The organism is Pseudomonas sp. Ga0074129 (genome assembly GCA_001465025.1).
In the GTDB taxonomy this organism is placed as follows: domain Bacteria; phylum Pseudomonadota; class Gammaproteobacteria; order Pseudomonadales; family Pseudomonadaceae; genus Aquipseudomonas.
On sequence record LNDO01000046.1, the window covers coordinates 13558 to 28493 of the forward strand.

Consider the following 14936-nt stretch of genomic DNA (forward strand, 5'->3'; position numbering starts at 1 on the left):
GGGCTCGGCTTTTTGCGCAACACAGGGTTTAGTCTTGGCGACCTGCAACCGCTTTACCGTTGACCGTGCCCTCTTTGAGCATGATCTGGTACTCCTTGCCGTCGGTCTCGACCTGGTGCAAGCGCACGAGGAGGAAATCCCAGTCTTTGGCAAACCACAGAATGGTCTTGCGGCTGCTTTTGGTAGGGTCGCGCACGCGCTCGACCTTGATCGCATCGATCAGACCGGCCTTGGTGCGTACAACTTCCTCACCCAAAACGCGGAAATCGTAGGTTTCCACCTCGTCGCCATCGACCACCTGGTAGCTCATGCTCTTGGTGCCGGCGGCGACGTCGTATTGCAACGCCAACTGATAGGTCGACTTGTCCAGCAGGCCACGGTTGAGCGGTAGCTTGACCGGTTTGTCGCGGTCATTGCCGGTGACCAGTTTGGCTTGCCAATCAAAGCGGTGTTCAACCTTCTTGCCTTTACCCAGGCCATTGCGCTCATAGAGGTAGCTCTGCGATTGCAGTGCATCGCTTTCCACGCGCAAGGTGCTTTCTTCCGTCACGCTGGCAACCAGCATGGAAGCTTCGAAGTTCAGCTTCCACAGGCCGTTATCCAGCGCTTCTAAGCTGCGTTCAGCGCTGCCACTGACGGGCAGTTGTTTCCAGTCGGCGGTGTAGCTGGCGGAGAAAGGTGTGAGCTCAACAGCCGCTGCTGGCAGGCTGATCAGTGCAAGTGCGAACAATAAGGCGCGACGCATGATGTCTCCCGTTTACGTTCGAATAAGGTGTCCGGTACTGGGTAGCAGTTGTTCGTCCAACTCGGCTCCGTGCGCCGTTAGCTGCAAACGGCCTTCGGCAAACCAGCGCACCGCCAGCGGGTAAATCACATGTTCTTGAATGTGTACGCGCTGCGCCAGGCTGCTGGGCGAATCATCCGACTGTATCGGTACCACTGCCTGTACGACCAGTGGTCCGCCATCGAGTTCCTCGCTGACGAAGTGCACGCTGCACCCATGCTCGCTGTCGCCAGCGTCCAGCGCCCGTTGATGGGTGTGCAGGCCTTTGTATTTGGGCAGCAGGGAAGGGTGGATATTCAGTAGGCGACCTGCGTAATGGCGAACGAATGCAGGCGTGAGAATGCGCATAAAGCCAGCCAGCACCACCAACTGCGGATCAAACGCATCAATCGCCTCAACCAATGCCGCATCAAAGGTCTCACGGCCGTCGAACTGCTTGTGGTCGAGCACGGCGGTGGCAATACCGACGTCTTGGGCGCGCTGCAGGCCGAAGGCATCGGCGCGGTTGGAAATCACCGCGCTGATACGTGCCGGATTAGCGTCGTGGGTGATGCTGTCAATCAACGCCTGCAAATTACTGCCGGAGCCGGAGATCAGCACCACCACATTGCACTGTGCCGACATTAGTGCTGTTTCAGGTTGTTCAGCACGACCTGGGCGGCACCTTCAGCGGCTTCGCCAATCTGGCCAATGACCCAAGGTTGCTCGCCAGCGGCGGTCAGGGTTTGCAGGGTGATCTCGACCTGATCCTGGGCCACGCAGATAACCATGCCGACGCCGCAGTTCAGCACGCGGTGCATTTCATGCTCATCCACGTTGCCTTTTTCCTGCAGCCAGTCGAACACCGCTGGGCGCGTCCAGCTGGCCACGTCGACCAATGCTTGTGCGCCTTTTGGCAGTACGCGCGGGATGTTGTCGAGCAGGCCACCGCCGGTGATGTGGGCCATGGCTTTAACTGCGCCAGTGTCCTTGATCAGCTTGAGCAGCGGTTTGACGTAAATACGCGTCGGTGCCATCAGCAGGTCGGTCAGCGGTTTGCCGTCGACCTGGGTGGTTTCGATTTCAGTACCGGAGACTTCGATGATCTTGCGGATCAGCGAGTAGCCGTTGGAGTGCGGGCCGGAAGACGGCAGGGCGATCAGCGCGTCACCTGCGGCGACTTTCGAACCGTCGATGATTTCAGCTTTTTCCACCACACCGACGCAGAAGCCGGCCAGGTCGTAGTCTTCGCCTTCGTACATACCCGGCATTTCAGCGGTTTCACCGCCAACCAAGGAGCAGCCCGCCAGTTCGCAGCCTGCGCCAATGCCAGTGACCACGGTGGCGGCAACGTCCACGTTGAGCTTGCCGGTGGCGTAGTAATCGAGGAAGAACAGCGGCTCAGCGCCACACACCACCAGGTCGTTAACGCACATGGCGACCAGGTCCTGGCCGATGCTGTCGTGCTTGTTCAGGTTCAGCGCTAGGCGCAGCTTGGTGCCCACGCCGTCGGTGCCGGAAACCAGTACCGGCTGCTTATAGCCAGCCGGTATCTCGCACAGCGCGCCGAAGCCGCCCAGCCCACCCATGACTTCCGGACGTGCGGTGCGCTTGGCAACGCTCTTGATGCGTTCGACCAGGGCTTCGCCCGCGTCGATGTCTACACCTGCGTCCTTGTAGCTGATGGAGGGTTGCTTGCTCATAGATCCAGGCCTTTAGGGGAAATTCGGGTTGGCACCATCGCGCAACGGCGACGGTCTGCGAAGGCGCGCGATTTTATCAGGCTTACCCGGCAGCGGCCACCCGCGTAGGTGTCGGAGGCAACGAGGGTTGTTTGGCCTGTGGATGGGCCAGCCATGCGCGGATAATGCTGTCGCAGCGCATCCGTTCGCCGATTAATGCGGGTGTTATCGGCTCTGCGGCTGTCTGCTGAGGCTGACTCTTGTTAATCTGCGGGGCACGTTACTTTCCGTCCGTCGAGAATTTGTCCATGCGTTTGATCCCCCGTGTGCTTCTAGCCTGCTTGTCGTGTGTCGCACTTCCTGCTTTTGCTGCGCCGGTTTCCGACCTGTATCAGGTGCGTGAGGCGGTCGCCGGCCAACAACCTGAAGAGCGTGCGGCCGCCCTTAGTCGGGCGCTGGACACCCTGGTATTGCGCCTGACCGGCAGCGCCGAGGCCCTGCAAAACCCGGCGCTGGCGGCCCTGCGCAAGGACCCGCAACAAATCGTCAGCCAGTTCGGTTACGAAGGCGATCGACTTCTGGTTGATTTCGATCCGCTAAGCACCGAGCGCAGTCTGCGTCAGGCCGGCTTGGCTCTGTGGGGTGCGAATAGGCCGAGCATTTTGCTTTGGTGGTTCAGCGATGCCAGCGACGGCACCCGCCTGATTGGCGATGGTCAGGATGCGGCGGCACCATTTACCCAGGCCGCCCAACACCGTGGTTTGCCGCTGCGGTTGCCTTTGGCTGATTTGCCCGAGCAGTTGGTCGCCGTGCCGGAGAATCTTATTGCCGATGAGCCGGGCGCTCTGCGTGAAGCGTCCGAGCGTTACGCCGCTGATGCGCTATTAGCCGTTGTGGCGCGTGAGTCCAACGGTCAATGGCAGGCGCAATGGCGTCTGTGGCTTGGCGACACGCTTGAGCAGGGGAGCGCGCAGGGTGCCGATCAAACGGCGCTGGCCGATGCCATCTTGCTGGCCGTGAATCAGCGCCTGGCACCACGCTTTGTCGTAGCGCCTGGCGCTGCAAGCGGGTTGACGGTGCAGGTACAAGGCGTCGATCTGCCGCGTTACGCCGAGTTGCAACGCATTCTCGAACCCTTTGCCGCACAACTGCTAAAGGTTGAAGGTGACACCTTGACCTTTAATGTCACGGCCAATGCCGAGCAACTACGCGCCCAACTCGGTTTAGCGCGTTTGCAGGAAGTCCCGGCTGAAGTGGCAGCACCGACAGATGCGCCGGCGGTGGATGTTAATCAGCCTGTGACGCAACCGCCTGTCCCGGCTGCTGTGCCTGCGACGGTAAACAATATATTGAAGTTTCGCTGGTAGACTGCCGCCTTTATTGCCGCAGGCTTAAAACCGCAGCGCAAGGCTGCGGTTTTACTTTGCAATGCTGCTTGGCCTGACCATGTAGCTATGGAGTGCAGAACATGATCGATTCACAGCGTTGGATATGGATTGCCGCAGGCGTGCTGTTGTGCGGTTTGCTTTACCTGTTGGCCCCGATTCTCTCGCCCTTTCTGATCGGCGTTTTGCTGGCCTATATGGGCGATCCGTTGGTGGATCGGCTTGAGCGGCACAAACTTTCGAGAACGTGGGGCGTGGTGGTGGTGTTTGCGCTGATCACTTTGATTCTGGTGATTATGCTGCTGGTCTTGCTGCCCATGCTGGGCAAGCAGTTGGTGCATTTGTACGAAATGATTCCGCAGGTTCTCGACTGGCTGCAAACCCAGGCGCTGCCTTGGATTCAATTGCAATTCGGATTGAACGACGGCTTCTGGCATTTTGATCAACTGAAATCGGCTTTTTCCGGGCAGATGGGTAAAACCACCGACATCGTTGGCTCGTTGCTTTCTACCGCTACTGCATCTGGCTTGGCGCTGCTGGCTTGGGTGGCTAATTTGCTGCTGATTCCAGTGGTGAGCTTTTACCTCATGCGCGACTGGGACTTGATGCTGAGCAGGTTGCGTAGCCTGTTGCCGCGCGGCCGTGAAGGTCTGGTTGTGCAGCTGTTTGGCGAATGCCACGAAGTGCTCGGCGCTTTTCTGCGCGGCCAGTTGCTGGTGATGCTGGCGCTGGGTGTGATGTATGCCACCGGCCTGATGGTCATTGGTCTTGAGCTGGGCCTGTTGATTGGCGTACTGGCGGGCTTGGCCAGCATCGTGCCGTATCTGGGCGTGGTCGTCGGGGTGGGTGCGGCGATGACCGCTGGCCTGTTCCAGTTCGGTCTCGATCCCTATCCGTTGTTGGGTATTGCCGCCGTTTTCGTGGTCGGGCAGATGCTTGAAGGCATGCTGCTGACACCGTTGCTGGTGGGTGACCGGATCGGTCTGCACCCGGTCGCGGTGATCTTCGCCATCATGGCCGGTGGTCAGCTGTTCGGCTTCACTGGCATTCTGCTGGCCTTGCCGGTAGCAGCGGTGATCATGGTTTTGGTGCGTCATCTGCATGATTTCTATAAACTTTCGGCCCTTTACGGTGAGCCAGTCGACGGTTCCGATGAACCGTCCAATCCAGCATGACACCCATACAACTGCCTTTAGGTGTGCGTCTGCGTGACGACGCCACGTTTGCCAATTACTACCCCGGTGCCAACGCGGCGGCCCTAGGTTATGTCGAGCGATTGTGCGAAGCCGATGCCGGCTGGACTGAAAGCCTGATTTATCTCTGGGGCGGTGAGGGTGTGGGCCGCAGTCATCTGCTGCAAGCCGCTTGTTTACGCTTTGAACAACGCGGCGAACCGGCGGTGTACCTGCCGTTGGCCGAGGTGGTCGAACACGGCACGGCACTGCTCGACAATCTCGAGCAGTGCGAGCTGGTGTGTCTCGATGATCTGGACGCGGTGGCGGGCAATCGCGAGTGGGAAGAGGCGTTGTTTCATCTGTTTAACCGCCTGCGCGACAGTGGCCGCCGCCTGCTGCTGGCCGCCGCTACCTCGCCCCGTGAATTGCCCATCAAGTTGCCCGATTTGCACTCACGCCTGACCCTGGCGTTGGTGTTCCAACTGCAGTCACTTTCGGATGAAGACAAACTGCGCGCTCTACAACTGCGTGCCTCGCGCCGAGGTTTGCACCTGAGTGATGAGGTCGGGCGTTTTATCCTCACGCGCGGTGAGCGCAGCATGAACGCGCTGTTCGAGTTGCTCGAACGCCTCGATCAAGCCTCGCTGCAAGCGCAGCGCAAGCTGACAATTCCCTTTCTGAAAGAGACGCTGGGTTGGTAATGCCCGCCTAAGCGCGTTCAAGCGATTGAGCGGGCCGTGTGGCTTAGGCCTCTCCTGCCAGCTTGCGCTCGTACTGAAAACGCCAGCGGGTGTACATCAACGCGGCGCAGAACAAGCTGAAGCTGGTCAGCGTTAGCAACCAGCCGTACAGCGCTTTGCTCGGGTCAAACGCGGCCAGCACGCCTTGGATAAAGTACAAATTGACCACAAAACAGGCCCAGGCGTGGGCGCGTGCGTTGCCAAGGATCAGACCGGGGGCCAGCAGCAGCAGCGGGGCGAACTGTACGCCGAGAATGACCCACAGCAGGTTGTCTGGCACGTTGGCGAAGCCGAGATTCCACGTCAGTAGCAGGGCGCCCAGGCCTAAAAAACTCACCAGGCTGGCGACCCGGCTGAGTGTGAGTCGTGGTTGCAGCCACTCAAGCGAGGGCAGGGGTTTGGCGGTTTTAGCCACGGGAACTCTCCAGTTTTGCAGCGGTTTGCGCCAGGCGTTGGCCGAGGGCGCGGCACAGGGCGGTTTCATGCTCATCGAGGGCACGTTTGCCGTCGTTGCCCGCGTGGTGACTAGCCCCGTAGGGTGTGCCGCCGCCGCGTGTTTCCAGCAGCGCGGACTCGCTATAGGGCAGGCCGGTGATGAGCATGCCGTGGTGCAGTAATGGCAGCATCATCGACAGCAGTGTGCTCTCCTGGCCGCCATGCAGGCTGGCGGTGGAAGTGAAAACGCCCGCCGGTTTACCCACCAATGCGCCGGTCAGCCAAAGACCGCTGGTGCCATCAAGAAAGTATTTCAACGGCGCGGCCATATTGCCGAAGCGCGTCGGGCTGCCGAGGGCAAGGCCGGCGCAGTTTTTCAGGTCATCCTGGCTGGCATAGGGGGCGCCCTCTGTTGGGATCTCCGGGGCGACGGCTTCACACTCGGCAGAGACCGATGGCACAGTGCGCAGGCGTGCTTCCAGCCCGCCCAGTTCTACGCCGCGGGCGATTTGCCGGGCCATTTCAGCGGTGGCGCCATGGCGGCTGTAATACAGCACCAGAATGTAGGATGCGCTCACGGCAGGATCTCCAGAATCTTCTCAGGTGGACGACCGATGACGGCCTTGTCGCCGGCAACCAGAATGGGGCGCTCGATCAACTTGGGGTGGCTAACCATGGCGGCAATCAGTTGGGCTTCGCTTAATTGCGTGTCGTGCAGGCCAAGGGCTTTGTATTCGTCTTCACTGCTGCGCAGCAATTGGCGGGCGCTGATGTCTAACTGGCTTAATAATTCGCGCAGTTGTTCAGCGTCCAACGGTGTTTCGAGGTAGCGCACGATGTGCGGCGTCAGCCCGCGTTCTTCCAGTAACTGCAGGGCGCTGCGTGATTTTGAGCAGCGCGGGTTATGGTAAAGGGTCAGATCGGTCATCTTGGGGTCGCCTGTTGCCTTTGATGGCCGCTATTCTACCCGCTTACCGCTACAGCGCCTGCGTCATGCTCGCGCAGGGCGTGCAAATGATTAGGGAGCGTGCATGCGGCAACGCGTGATCAACCTGTTGGAGTTCTGGCGTTTTTTGTTGCAGCGGTTTATCGCTGACCAAGGCCCCAATAATGCTGCTGCACTGACGTACACCACGCTGTTTGCGGTGGTGCCGATGATGACGGTGACTTTTTCCATGTTGTCGGCCATTCCGGCATTCCAGGACACCGGCGAGCAGATCCAGAGTTTTATCTTCCGTAATTTCGTGCCGTCTGCCGGTGAAACCTTGCAGGAGTATCTGCGCAGTTTTACTACGCAGGCTCGCCAACTAACCTGGGTTGGCGTGGTGGTTTTGGCGGCAACGGCGTTCTGGATGCTGGTGACCATCGAGAAAACCTTCAACGGTATCTGGCGTGTGCGCCAGCCGCGCCGGGGTGTTTCGAGCTTTTTACTGTATTGGGCCATTCTCAGCCTTGGACCGTTGTTGCTCGGCGGCGGCTTTGCCATCAGCACCTACTTCACCTCGTTGTCGTTGATTTCAGGGCCAGATGCGTTGCTCGGGGTGCAGGAGTTGCTGAAGTTCATGCCGCTGCTGTTTAGCGTGGCGGCGTTTACCCTGTTGTATGCAACGGTGCCCAATGCCCGGGTGCCTCTGCGTCATGCATGGTTAGGCGGTCTGTTTGCAGCCACCTTGTTTGAAGTGGCGAAGATGTTGTTTGGCCTCTATGTGCGCCTCTTCCCCGGTTATCAGTTGATTTACGGGGCGTTTGCCACCGTGCCGCTGTTTTTGCTGTGGATTTACCTGTCGTGGTTGATTGTGCTGTTCGGCGCGCAATTGGTCTGCAACCTAGGCGTTTCTCAGCAGTGGCGTAAACGCGCGCTGCCCCGCTTGCTGGTGGTGTTTGCGGTGTTGCGGGTTTTTTATGAGCGCCAGCAGATGGGCCTGAGCATCCGTTTGAGTGATGTGCAGCGCGAAGGCTGGCAATTGGCCGAGCACGAGTGGGAAGAAATACTGAGTTTTCTTGAGCAGCAGCATCTGGTTGCCTCAACAGGCGCTGGTTGCTGGGTGCTCAGTCGCGATCTCAGCCATTACTCGGTGCAGCAACTGCTCAGCCACAGCCCCTGGCCATTGCCCGCAATAGAAAGTTTGCCTGAGCAGCTTGATGAGCCCTGGTATCCGCAGTTGCGCGCGGGTTTGCAGCGTTTGCACAACGAGCAAGTGGGCTTGTTTACGACAGACCTGGCGCAATGGCTGCAACCACACAGCTCTTAACTCGGTGGCGAGTGACATAAAACGTCAGTTTACGGCGCGCTAATGCGGCCTACTTAACGTCGCATAGGCTGTGATGCGGCGAAGCAAGGTTCAATGGCGGCTGGCACACTTCTGGCTATGTCATGCCAGACGTAATCAGTCTGCCAGCAGGGCATGGCTTCGCGAGGTACAAGGGCGTTATGGCGGTAAACCCAAACAAAGTGATTTATCTGCACCAGCGTGACCCTAGTGCTGCGCTTGAGCGACTCAATCGCATTACAGGCCTCACCTTTAGCCAATGGCCGCAATCCTTGGTCGGGTGTGATGCGGCGCTTGAGCCGCTCGCGGAATGCACGACGGGTGATGACACGCTGCAGGTCGCCCATCACGGGCCTGCCGGTGAAATGCGCTCACGTTAGATGGTCAAAACGCGTGGCCAGGAAGGGCTGAAGACGACGCGTTAGGCCAGCGCCTGACGCGTGTCGAGTTGAGCCGATTCAACCGCTTGAACAAACAACTCTTCAACCAGCAGACCGCCAGCCGGTGTGGCCGAACGCAAGCGCACCTGCATCTGCTCGATTTTCTGCTTAACCGGCAAGCGTGCGACGCTCGACAGCAAAATCTTGCCGTGTGTATTGACCTTGCCATGGTCAATTACCACCTCGCGTCGGGTTGCGCCGTCCTGGTAACTGATGAGCAAAGACACCGCCACGTTGGCCAAACCAGGCAGGTGCAACCAAGTAGCAATATTGAACTCGGCCACGCGGCCTTCGTAAGGGGTGACCTGAAAGCGGGCGAGGCTGATGATGGTTGCGGGTACGTTGCCAATCAAGGTGTCGTGGGCATTACTCATGGGAGTGTCCGGGTAATAACGAATCGCGTCATGCGTGAGTGTGATTAATTATAAAACTGACCACCCCGACAAACTGTGCACTTGGCCGGTACTGCGCGTGACCGCTCTCGCAGTTTCAGCGTTTAGGCCAGTTGCATCGGAAAGCGCGTGACCGAGGCCGTCACCAGATTGGCGTTCGGCAGCGGCAGGATCGCCTGGTTATGCGCACTGGCCAATTGCAGCCAGATGTTTTCCCCTTCAACAAACTGTCCGTTAGGCAGCCACAAACCATGGTGCCAGCCATTGCCGGGCTCCGGCGTGCTTTGCAGAACGCCTGGATGGGTTTGTGCACTAGGCGCTCTGCGCAGCCAAACGGAGCGCGGTAAGCCTTTGAGGTAACGCAGCCCTAGATGCAGGCCTTCATTGTTAAGGTGCCGCCAGCGCACCAAAGCCAGTGTGGGGGTATCACTGTGGGTCAATAACACCAGTTGGCCGACCGTCAGCTGTGAAGCTTGCTCGGCGCTGCACAGTAAGCGCGCGCCGCCCGCGCTGGCATCAAGGGTAACTGCTGGGCTGCGCAGCGGACGTTGCTCAAGCAATTGCGCATGGATGTTGACCAGCCCGATCACCAATTCACAGGCGCTGCTTTGGTCCGCTCTGGAATGGCGTCGTTGCTGGCGGCCAAGCCAATGCTGCTGCACCCGCTCCAATACGTGGCGCTCGGCACTGCTTTGCAACGGTGCCGGTTCATGCAGTGCCACCAGCAGCGCACCCAACTCAAAACGGCGCAAGTAATCCGAGTTGCCTTGTGGCTGCTGGGCAAATGAGAGGTAGGGTTGCGGCTCGCTCAGGTCGACAATCGGGCCTTCAATCTCTTCGTCTTCATCCCATGGCAGCAAACGGGCCAGGCCGGCCAGCGGCGAGAGTGCGCCAAATAACAGCGCGCATTCGCCACTGGCAAGGTGAAAGGGGTTGCTCAAAGCCAGCAGCAACATCTGCTGGTACAGGCCGCGCAGGGTAATGGCCGGTTGCGGGTAAAACGCTGCCGCCACGGGCTCATCCAGGCAATCTTGATGCTCGCCAACCCAATACAGCAGGTGGCTGTCGCGCCACAGGCTGGCTGGCGGCTCTTGATAGAGTTGATAGTGACGCAGCAGGCTTTGCGCTAAAAAATGCTGGGCCATGTACAAACACCACGCCAGATGGGGTCTGGATGGCTGGCGACCTTGCAGAATTTGCAGCAACAAGCGTTTGAAGCCCACCGCCAACTCATTGCACAGGTGTACAAATAATGCGCTGGGGGGCGTGTCGCCCTGATAAGCCTTGCCGAAGTGGCAGTATTGATCGCTGAAGCTTTGCAGCGCGCGCTGCCTTTCGAGTAAGGTCATGGCGCTGCGGTTTAGCTTAAACAGCAGGGCGAGTACATGCTGCAAGGCCATTTCGGGTGACAGTGTGCGTGCCTGGGCCAGCTGTGTATTGAGGTCGGCCAGTGATGCGACGTCGGTGTCAAGGATGTCTGGCACTTCCAGGCGCAAGGCATCTAATGTCATATCAACCCTAGGAATTCAGGAGGCAAATGCATGGTCATGCGTTTCCAGGTGATCATTCGTGGTATCGCGGCACTCGGCTTGGGTTTGATCCTGGCCGGCTGTGCGCAAGACATTGGCGTCGATCAGCATGGACGAAAGGTAGCGGTTGAGCGCCTTGAAGGCCAGTGGTTAGTGATTAATTACTGGGCTCAATGGTGCGCGCCTTGCCGCACTGAAATTCCTGAGCTCAATGAGCTGGATGTAGAGCTTCGAGATCAGTCTGTTTGGGTCTTAGGCGTCAACTTCGATGCCCTGCAGGGTGAAAAGCTTAGCCAGGCCACAGAAGAAATGGGCATTACCTTCACTGTGCTCGCGCAAGATCCGGCGGAGCGCTTCCAGCTGCCGCGCAATGAAGTGTTGCCGGTTACTTATCTGATTGACCCTCAAGGGCGCATGCGTGAGCGGTTGTTAGGTGAGCAGAGCTCTGAGGGTTTAAAGGCGCGGTTAGCGGCGCTTAAAGCTGAAGGTTAGCCGGCGAGATTAGGGCTTCACGTACCAGAAATCATGCCAGAAGCCGACCACTTTGGCCGGGTAAGCATGCTTGCCCAGGCTGCCGTTGTAGCGCGCTAGAGCGCGATTGAGATCGCCATTTTCCTTGCGCAGGTAGTAGCTGAGAATGGTGCAGCCGTAGCGCAGGTTGGTTGCGTTATCGGTGAGATTGTCCTGCGGGCGACCCAGCTCGGCCTTCCAGAATGGCATGACCTGCATCATGCCCTGCGCCCCGACTGAGGAAATGGCAAAGCGATTAAAATGGCTTTCGGCATGGATCAGCGCAATCACCAAGTCTGGACGTAAACCAGCATGTGTGGCTTCGCGATGCACCAAGCGCAAGAAGGTCAGGCGTTCTTGCGCATCGGGAATGAAACGACGCATGCGCGTCGACATATCTAGCAGCCACACCTCAGCATCAAAACGATCGTCGAAGCTGTCGGCTTGCGCCACAGTGTGCTGCAGTAACTGTCGCAATTCGGGTTCCGGCGCCTGACGAACCGGCGCAGCGACTGCGCTGCTGATCAGCAGTGAGAGCGCTAAACCAGCCACGCTTTGCAGCATGGCGCGGTTAATCGTTGCCAGGGTCGGCAACCAGCCTGCCGGCATCTTGGGTCAGCGCTTGCAGAAACGCTTTCTGCAGCTCTGGATCGTTGCGTGTCAGCTCAATCAGGCTTTGCTCAAGCTCGCTGGCTTCTTCTTCAAGACCTAGCTCGGAAAGACGTTTGACCCGATGCACCCACTGGGCCACGTCATCACTTTCAAGGTCGTTATAAATCAGGTCGTGGGCTTCCTGCAGCTTGCCGCGCAGGGTGCGGCTGACCAGCAAGGAGGCGTCGGCACGGGCCGAACCTTGTTCATCCTCTACGGTTAACAGCAGCGTGCTGATGCGTGATACGTCCTTGTCGGCAAACGGGCTGTCGAGCAGGTTAAGGCGCAAGATGCCGTTGCGGTCGGTCAGTAGCTCGTGGCTTTCTTTGCCAAAGCTAACCTGCACTGGCCTTTCGGCCCAAGGCAGGCTGGAATATTCCATGCGCGCATCCTGGCGGAGCTCTTCAAGGTTGGCCAGACTTTGCTGCGAGCGACCATTGGACTCAACGTTCATGGCTGGATTGAGGCCGGCAAAGCCATAGCTAATCCAGTCCTTGGTGGCCGTATCCGGCAGACTGCCAAGCAACACCACGTTCAACGCGTTAGCACCGATACCCCCAACCACCGCCAGCGCACCCAGCGGTACTTCATACAGCTCACGCCAAGGCTGGTAGGGCGTGTAACGGTCATAACGGCGCGTTACATCGAACGCGGTGACCTCGAACGTCTTTTGTTCATAGACGCGAACGCGGCGCTGAGGTAACTCCAGCACGCGCGGTTCCCCCACCTCAATCAGCAAGCTGTGATCGAGCAATTTACGCTCGATACGTTCTTCATGCTCGCTACGTTGCGGCAGTTGGTTGGCACAACCGCTGAGGAACAACATGCCACCCGTGAGGGTGGCGATAAGGCTGAGGGTGCTTCGCTTGAACATGATGGCTCTTGAGATCAACGGCTGATGCGGGCCTGGATAAAGCTCAGGATGTCAGCGACGGGCACTGCCTGGGCTTCGGTTTCCTGACGGCTCTTGTATTCCAGATTACCTTCGGCCAGACCGCGGTCGCTTACCACGATACGGTGCGGGATGCCGATCAGCTCCATGTCAGCGAACTTGATGCCGGGGCTGGTCTTCTTGTCACGGTCATCCAGCAACACTTCAAAACCAGCGGCGGTCAGTTCGGCATACAGCTTGTCGGTGGCCTCACGCACCTGCTCGGTCTCATAGCGCAGCGGCACCAAGGCAATTTGGAAGGGGGCGAGGGTGTCGTTCCAGAGAATGCCGCGCTCGTCGTTGTTTTGCTCAATCGCGGCAGCAACGACACGGGACACACCAATGCCATAGCAGCCCATCGTCAAGATAACTGGCTTACCGTTCTCGCCCAGTACCTGGCAGTTAAGCGCCTGGCTGTATTTGGTGCCGAGTTGGAAGATATGCCCTACCTCAATGCCGCGTTTGATTTCAAGCGTGCCTTTGCCGTCTGGGCTCGGGTCACCGGCAATCACATTGCGCAAATCGCAGACTTTCGGCAGCGGCAGATCACGCTCCCAGTTAACGCCAAAGTAATGTTTGTCGTCGATGTTAGCGCCGGAAGCAAAGTCGCTCATCAAGGCGACCGAGCGATCGATGATGCAAGGGATTGGCAGGTTGACCGGGCCAAGCGAGCCAGGACCGGCACCGACGGCCGCACGGATTTCGTCTTCCGATGCAAACACCAGTGGGCTGGCGACTTCTTCAAGGTTGGCGGCCTTGATTTCGTTCAGTTCGTGATCGCCGCGCACAATCAGCGCCACCAGCGTGCCTTCTTTGGCTCCGTGGACAATCAAGGTTTTGATGGTTTTCTCAATGGCCAAGGCAAAGCCTTGCACCAGCGCATCAATGGTTTTGGTGTCCAGTGTTTCGACTAGGCGCATGGCCTCGGTGGCGGCTGCGCGGGCGGCTTCACGCGGCACAGCTTCAGCTTTCTCGATGTTGGCGGCGTAGTCGGAGGCGTTGCTGAAGGCGATGTCGTCTTCACCGGAATCAGCCAATACATGGAACTCGTGCGAACCCGTGCCGCCGATAGACCCTGTATCCGCTTGCACCGGGCGGAAGTTCAGGCCCAGGCGAGTGAATACGTTGCAGTAAGCCAGGTGCATGCGGTCGTAGGTTTGTTGCAAGGACGCTTGGTCCGCATGAAAGGAGTAAGCATCCTTCATGATGAACTCGCGGCCGCGCATCAAGCCAAAGCGCGGCCGGATTTCGTCACGGAATTTGGTCTGGATTTGGTAGAGGTTGATCGGCAGCTGCTTGTAGCTGTTCAGCTCGTTGCGCGCCAGATCGGTAATCACTTCTTCGTGGGTTGGGCCTGCACAAAAATCGCGGCCATGGCGATCCTTCATACGCAGCAGTTCAGGGCCGTATTGCTCCCAGCGGCCGGACTCCTGCCACAGCTCGGCTGGCTGAATGCCTGGCATCAGCACTTCGAGTGCGCCAGCGGCGTCCATTTCCTCGCGCACGACTTTTTCAACCTTGCGCAGCACGCGCAGGCCCATAGGCAGCCAGGTGTAAAGGCCGGAAGCCAGCTTGCGGATCATTCCCGCGCGCAGCATCAGTTGATGGCTGATCACCACGGCGTCGGAAGGGTTTTCTTTAAGAGTCGAGAGCAGGAACTGGCTGGTACGCATAATTGGCTGTTCTGTCGGTTGCAAGAGATTTTGAATGGCCCGCATTGTACGGTGCCTGCGTAGATGCGTACAGGACGGGACAGCTGTACTGCAGGCAAGCGGATATGCAGCGGTGGAAGAGGCATCTGTAGGAGCCAGCTTGCTGGCGATCAAGGCTTAGGAAGAGCATCGCCGAGACGTCGGACCGCAGCAAGTTGGCTCCTATAAAGGGTAGGGCAAAATCGCTGCGTATAACTTGAGATCTATGGGGTGCGAATTAAGGGTCCTGAATTCATAGAATAAGTGCAACGCTTGAAACGATAGGCAGAGGGCCAGCCACCGGTAGAATCCAGGCTCTCACACCAAAGGATTCAAGCGCAG

17 protein-coding genes are annotated in these 14936 nt (G+C 58.5%); 6 read left to right on the forward strand and 11 right to left on the reverse strand.

The genetic code is table 11. From position 1 onward, the window contains the following. Positions 1-28: 28 nt before the first annotated feature. The 3 genes from AUK77_RS03575 to purM are packed head-to-tail and all read right to left on the reverse strand — an operon-like array spanning position 29 to position 2466. Positions 29-745: a DUF3108 domain-containing protein gene (locus tag AUK77_RS03575; protein WP_296126208.1), complete on the reverse strand. Its 717-nt coding sequence runs from the start codon at positions 743-745 to the stop codon at positions 29-31. Between the two features lie 12 nt (positions 746-757). Further along, positions 758-1408 (reverse strand): phosphoribosylglycinamide formyltransferase, encoded by a 651-nt coding sequence (gene purN, locus AUK77_RS03580; protein WP_296126211.1) that lies wholly within the window; start codon positions 1406-1408, stop codon positions 758-760. Beyond that, positions 1408-2466 carry a phosphoribosylformylglycinamidine cyclo-ligase gene (gene purM / locus AUK77_RS03585; protein ID WP_296126213.1) on the reverse strand — a complete coding sequence of 353 codons (1059 nt, stop codon included), beginning with the start codon at positions 2464-2466 and terminating at the stop codon, positions 1408-1410. The genes purN and purM overlap by 1 nt, the downstream gene beginning before the upstream one ends. Positions 2467-2753: 287 nt before the next feature. On the opposite strand from purM, the gene AUK77_RS03590 reads away from it, so the two are divergent. From AUK77_RS03590 to hda, 3 genes are all read left to right on the forward strand, one after another. Further along, the gene (locus AUK77_RS03590; RefSeq protein WP_296126217.1) at positions 2754-3812 is read left to right on the forward strand and encodes a DUF2066 domain-containing protein; all 1059 of its coding nucleotides are present in this window, start codon (positions 2754-2756) and stop codon (positions 3810-3812) included. A gap of 101 nt (positions 3813-3913) precedes the next feature. Beyond that, positions 3914-5005, forward strand: coding sequence for an AI-2E family transporter (locus AUK77_RS03595; protein WP_296126220.1), 1092 nt, complete (start codon positions 3914-3916; stop codon positions 5003-5005). After that, positions 5002-5706: a DnaA regulatory inactivator Hda gene (hda, locus tag AUK77_RS03600; protein WP_296126222.1), complete on the forward strand. Its 705-nt coding sequence runs from the start codon at positions 5002-5004 to the stop codon at positions 5704-5706. Before AUK77_RS03595 ends, hda begins: the two co-directional genes overlap by 4 nt. A 43-nt stretch (positions 5707-5749) precedes the next feature. Here the strand turns inward: hda and AUK77_RS03605 are convergent, their stop codons facing one another. Genes AUK77_RS03605 through arsC form a run of 3 tightly spaced genes read right to left on the reverse strand, consistent with a single transcriptional unit; the run spans position 5750 to position 7108 of the window. Then, positions 5750-6160: a DUF2069 domain-containing protein gene (locus AUK77_RS03605; RefSeq protein WP_296126224.1), complete on the reverse strand. Its 411-nt coding sequence runs from the start codon at positions 6158-6160 to the stop codon at positions 5750-5752. Beyond that, complete coding sequence (gene wrbA / locus AUK77_RS03610) at positions 6153-6758, reverse strand: NAD(P)H:quinone oxidoreductase (protein WP_296126225.1); 606 nt, start codon at positions 6756-6758, stop codon at positions 6153-6155. Before wrbA ends, AUK77_RS03605 begins: the two co-directional genes overlap by 8 nt. Next, positions 6755-7108 (reverse strand): arsenate reductase (glutaredoxin), encoded by a 354-nt coding sequence (gene arsC / locus AUK77_RS03615; protein ID WP_296126228.1) that lies wholly within the window; start codon positions 7106-7108, stop codon positions 6755-6757. Before arsC ends, wrbA begins: the two co-directional genes overlap by 4 nt. 103 nt (positions 7109-7211) lie before the next feature. Here arsC and AUK77_RS03620 point away from each other — a divergent pair, with 103 nt between their 5' ends. Then, the gene (locus AUK77_RS03620) at positions 7212-8432 is read left to right on the forward strand and encodes a virulence factor BrkB family protein (RefSeq protein ID WP_296126230.1); all 1221 of its coding nucleotides are present in this window, start codon (positions 7212-7214) and stop codon (positions 8430-8432) included. 179 nt (positions 8433-8611) lie between these two features. Then, entirely contained in the window at positions 8612-8830 is a 219-nt protein-coding gene (locus AUK77_RS03625; RefSeq protein ID WP_296126231.1) for a hypothetical protein, read from the forward strand. Between the two features lie 41 nt (positions 8831-8871). Here the strand turns inward: AUK77_RS03625 and AUK77_RS03630 are convergent, their stop codons facing one another. After that, positions 8872-9264, reverse strand: coding sequence for a hypothetical protein (locus AUK77_RS03630; RefSeq protein ID WP_296126234.1), 393 nt, complete (start codon positions 9262-9264; stop codon positions 8872-8874). Positions 9265-9386: 122 nt separating this feature from the next. Continuing rightward, positions 9387-10793 carry a PilZ domain-containing protein gene (locus AUK77_RS03635; protein ID WP_296126236.1) on the reverse strand — a complete coding sequence of 469 codons (1407 nt, stop codon included), beginning with the start codon at positions 10791-10793 and terminating at the stop codon, positions 9387-9389. A gap of 30 nt (positions 10794-10823) precedes the next feature. Between AUK77_RS03635 and AUK77_RS03640 the strand changes: the two genes are divergently transcribed. Then, positions 10824-11303, forward strand: a complete 480-nt coding sequence (locus AUK77_RS03640; RefSeq protein WP_296126238.1) for a TlpA disulfide reductase family protein — start codon at positions 10824-10826, stop codon at positions 11301-11303. Between the two features lie 9 nt (positions 11304-11312). On the opposite strand, the gene AUK77_RS03645 is transcribed toward AUK77_RS03640, so the two are convergent. Genes AUK77_RS03645 through AUK77_RS03655 form a run of 3 tightly spaced genes read right to left on the reverse strand, consistent with a single transcriptional unit; the run spans position 11313 to position 14576 of the window. Beyond that, positions 11313-11885 carry a transglycosylase SLT domain-containing protein gene (locus AUK77_RS03645; protein ID WP_296126241.1) on the reverse strand — a complete coding sequence of 191 codons (573 nt, stop codon included), beginning with the start codon at positions 11883-11885 and terminating at the stop codon, positions 11313-11315. A gap of 7 nt (positions 11886-11892) precedes the next feature. Continuing rightward, the gene (locus AUK77_RS03650; RefSeq protein ID WP_296126243.1) at positions 11893-12846 is read right to left on the reverse strand and encodes a hypothetical protein; all 954 of its coding nucleotides are present in this window, start codon (positions 12844-12846) and stop codon (positions 11893-11895) included. Between the two features lie 14 nt (positions 12847-12860). Further along, the gene (locus tag AUK77_RS03655) at positions 12861-14576 is read right to left on the reverse strand and encodes a proline--tRNA ligase (protein ID WP_296126245.1); all 1716 of its coding nucleotides are present in this window, start codon (positions 14574-14576) and stop codon (positions 12861-12863) included. Positions 14577-14936: the final 360 nt, after the last annotated feature.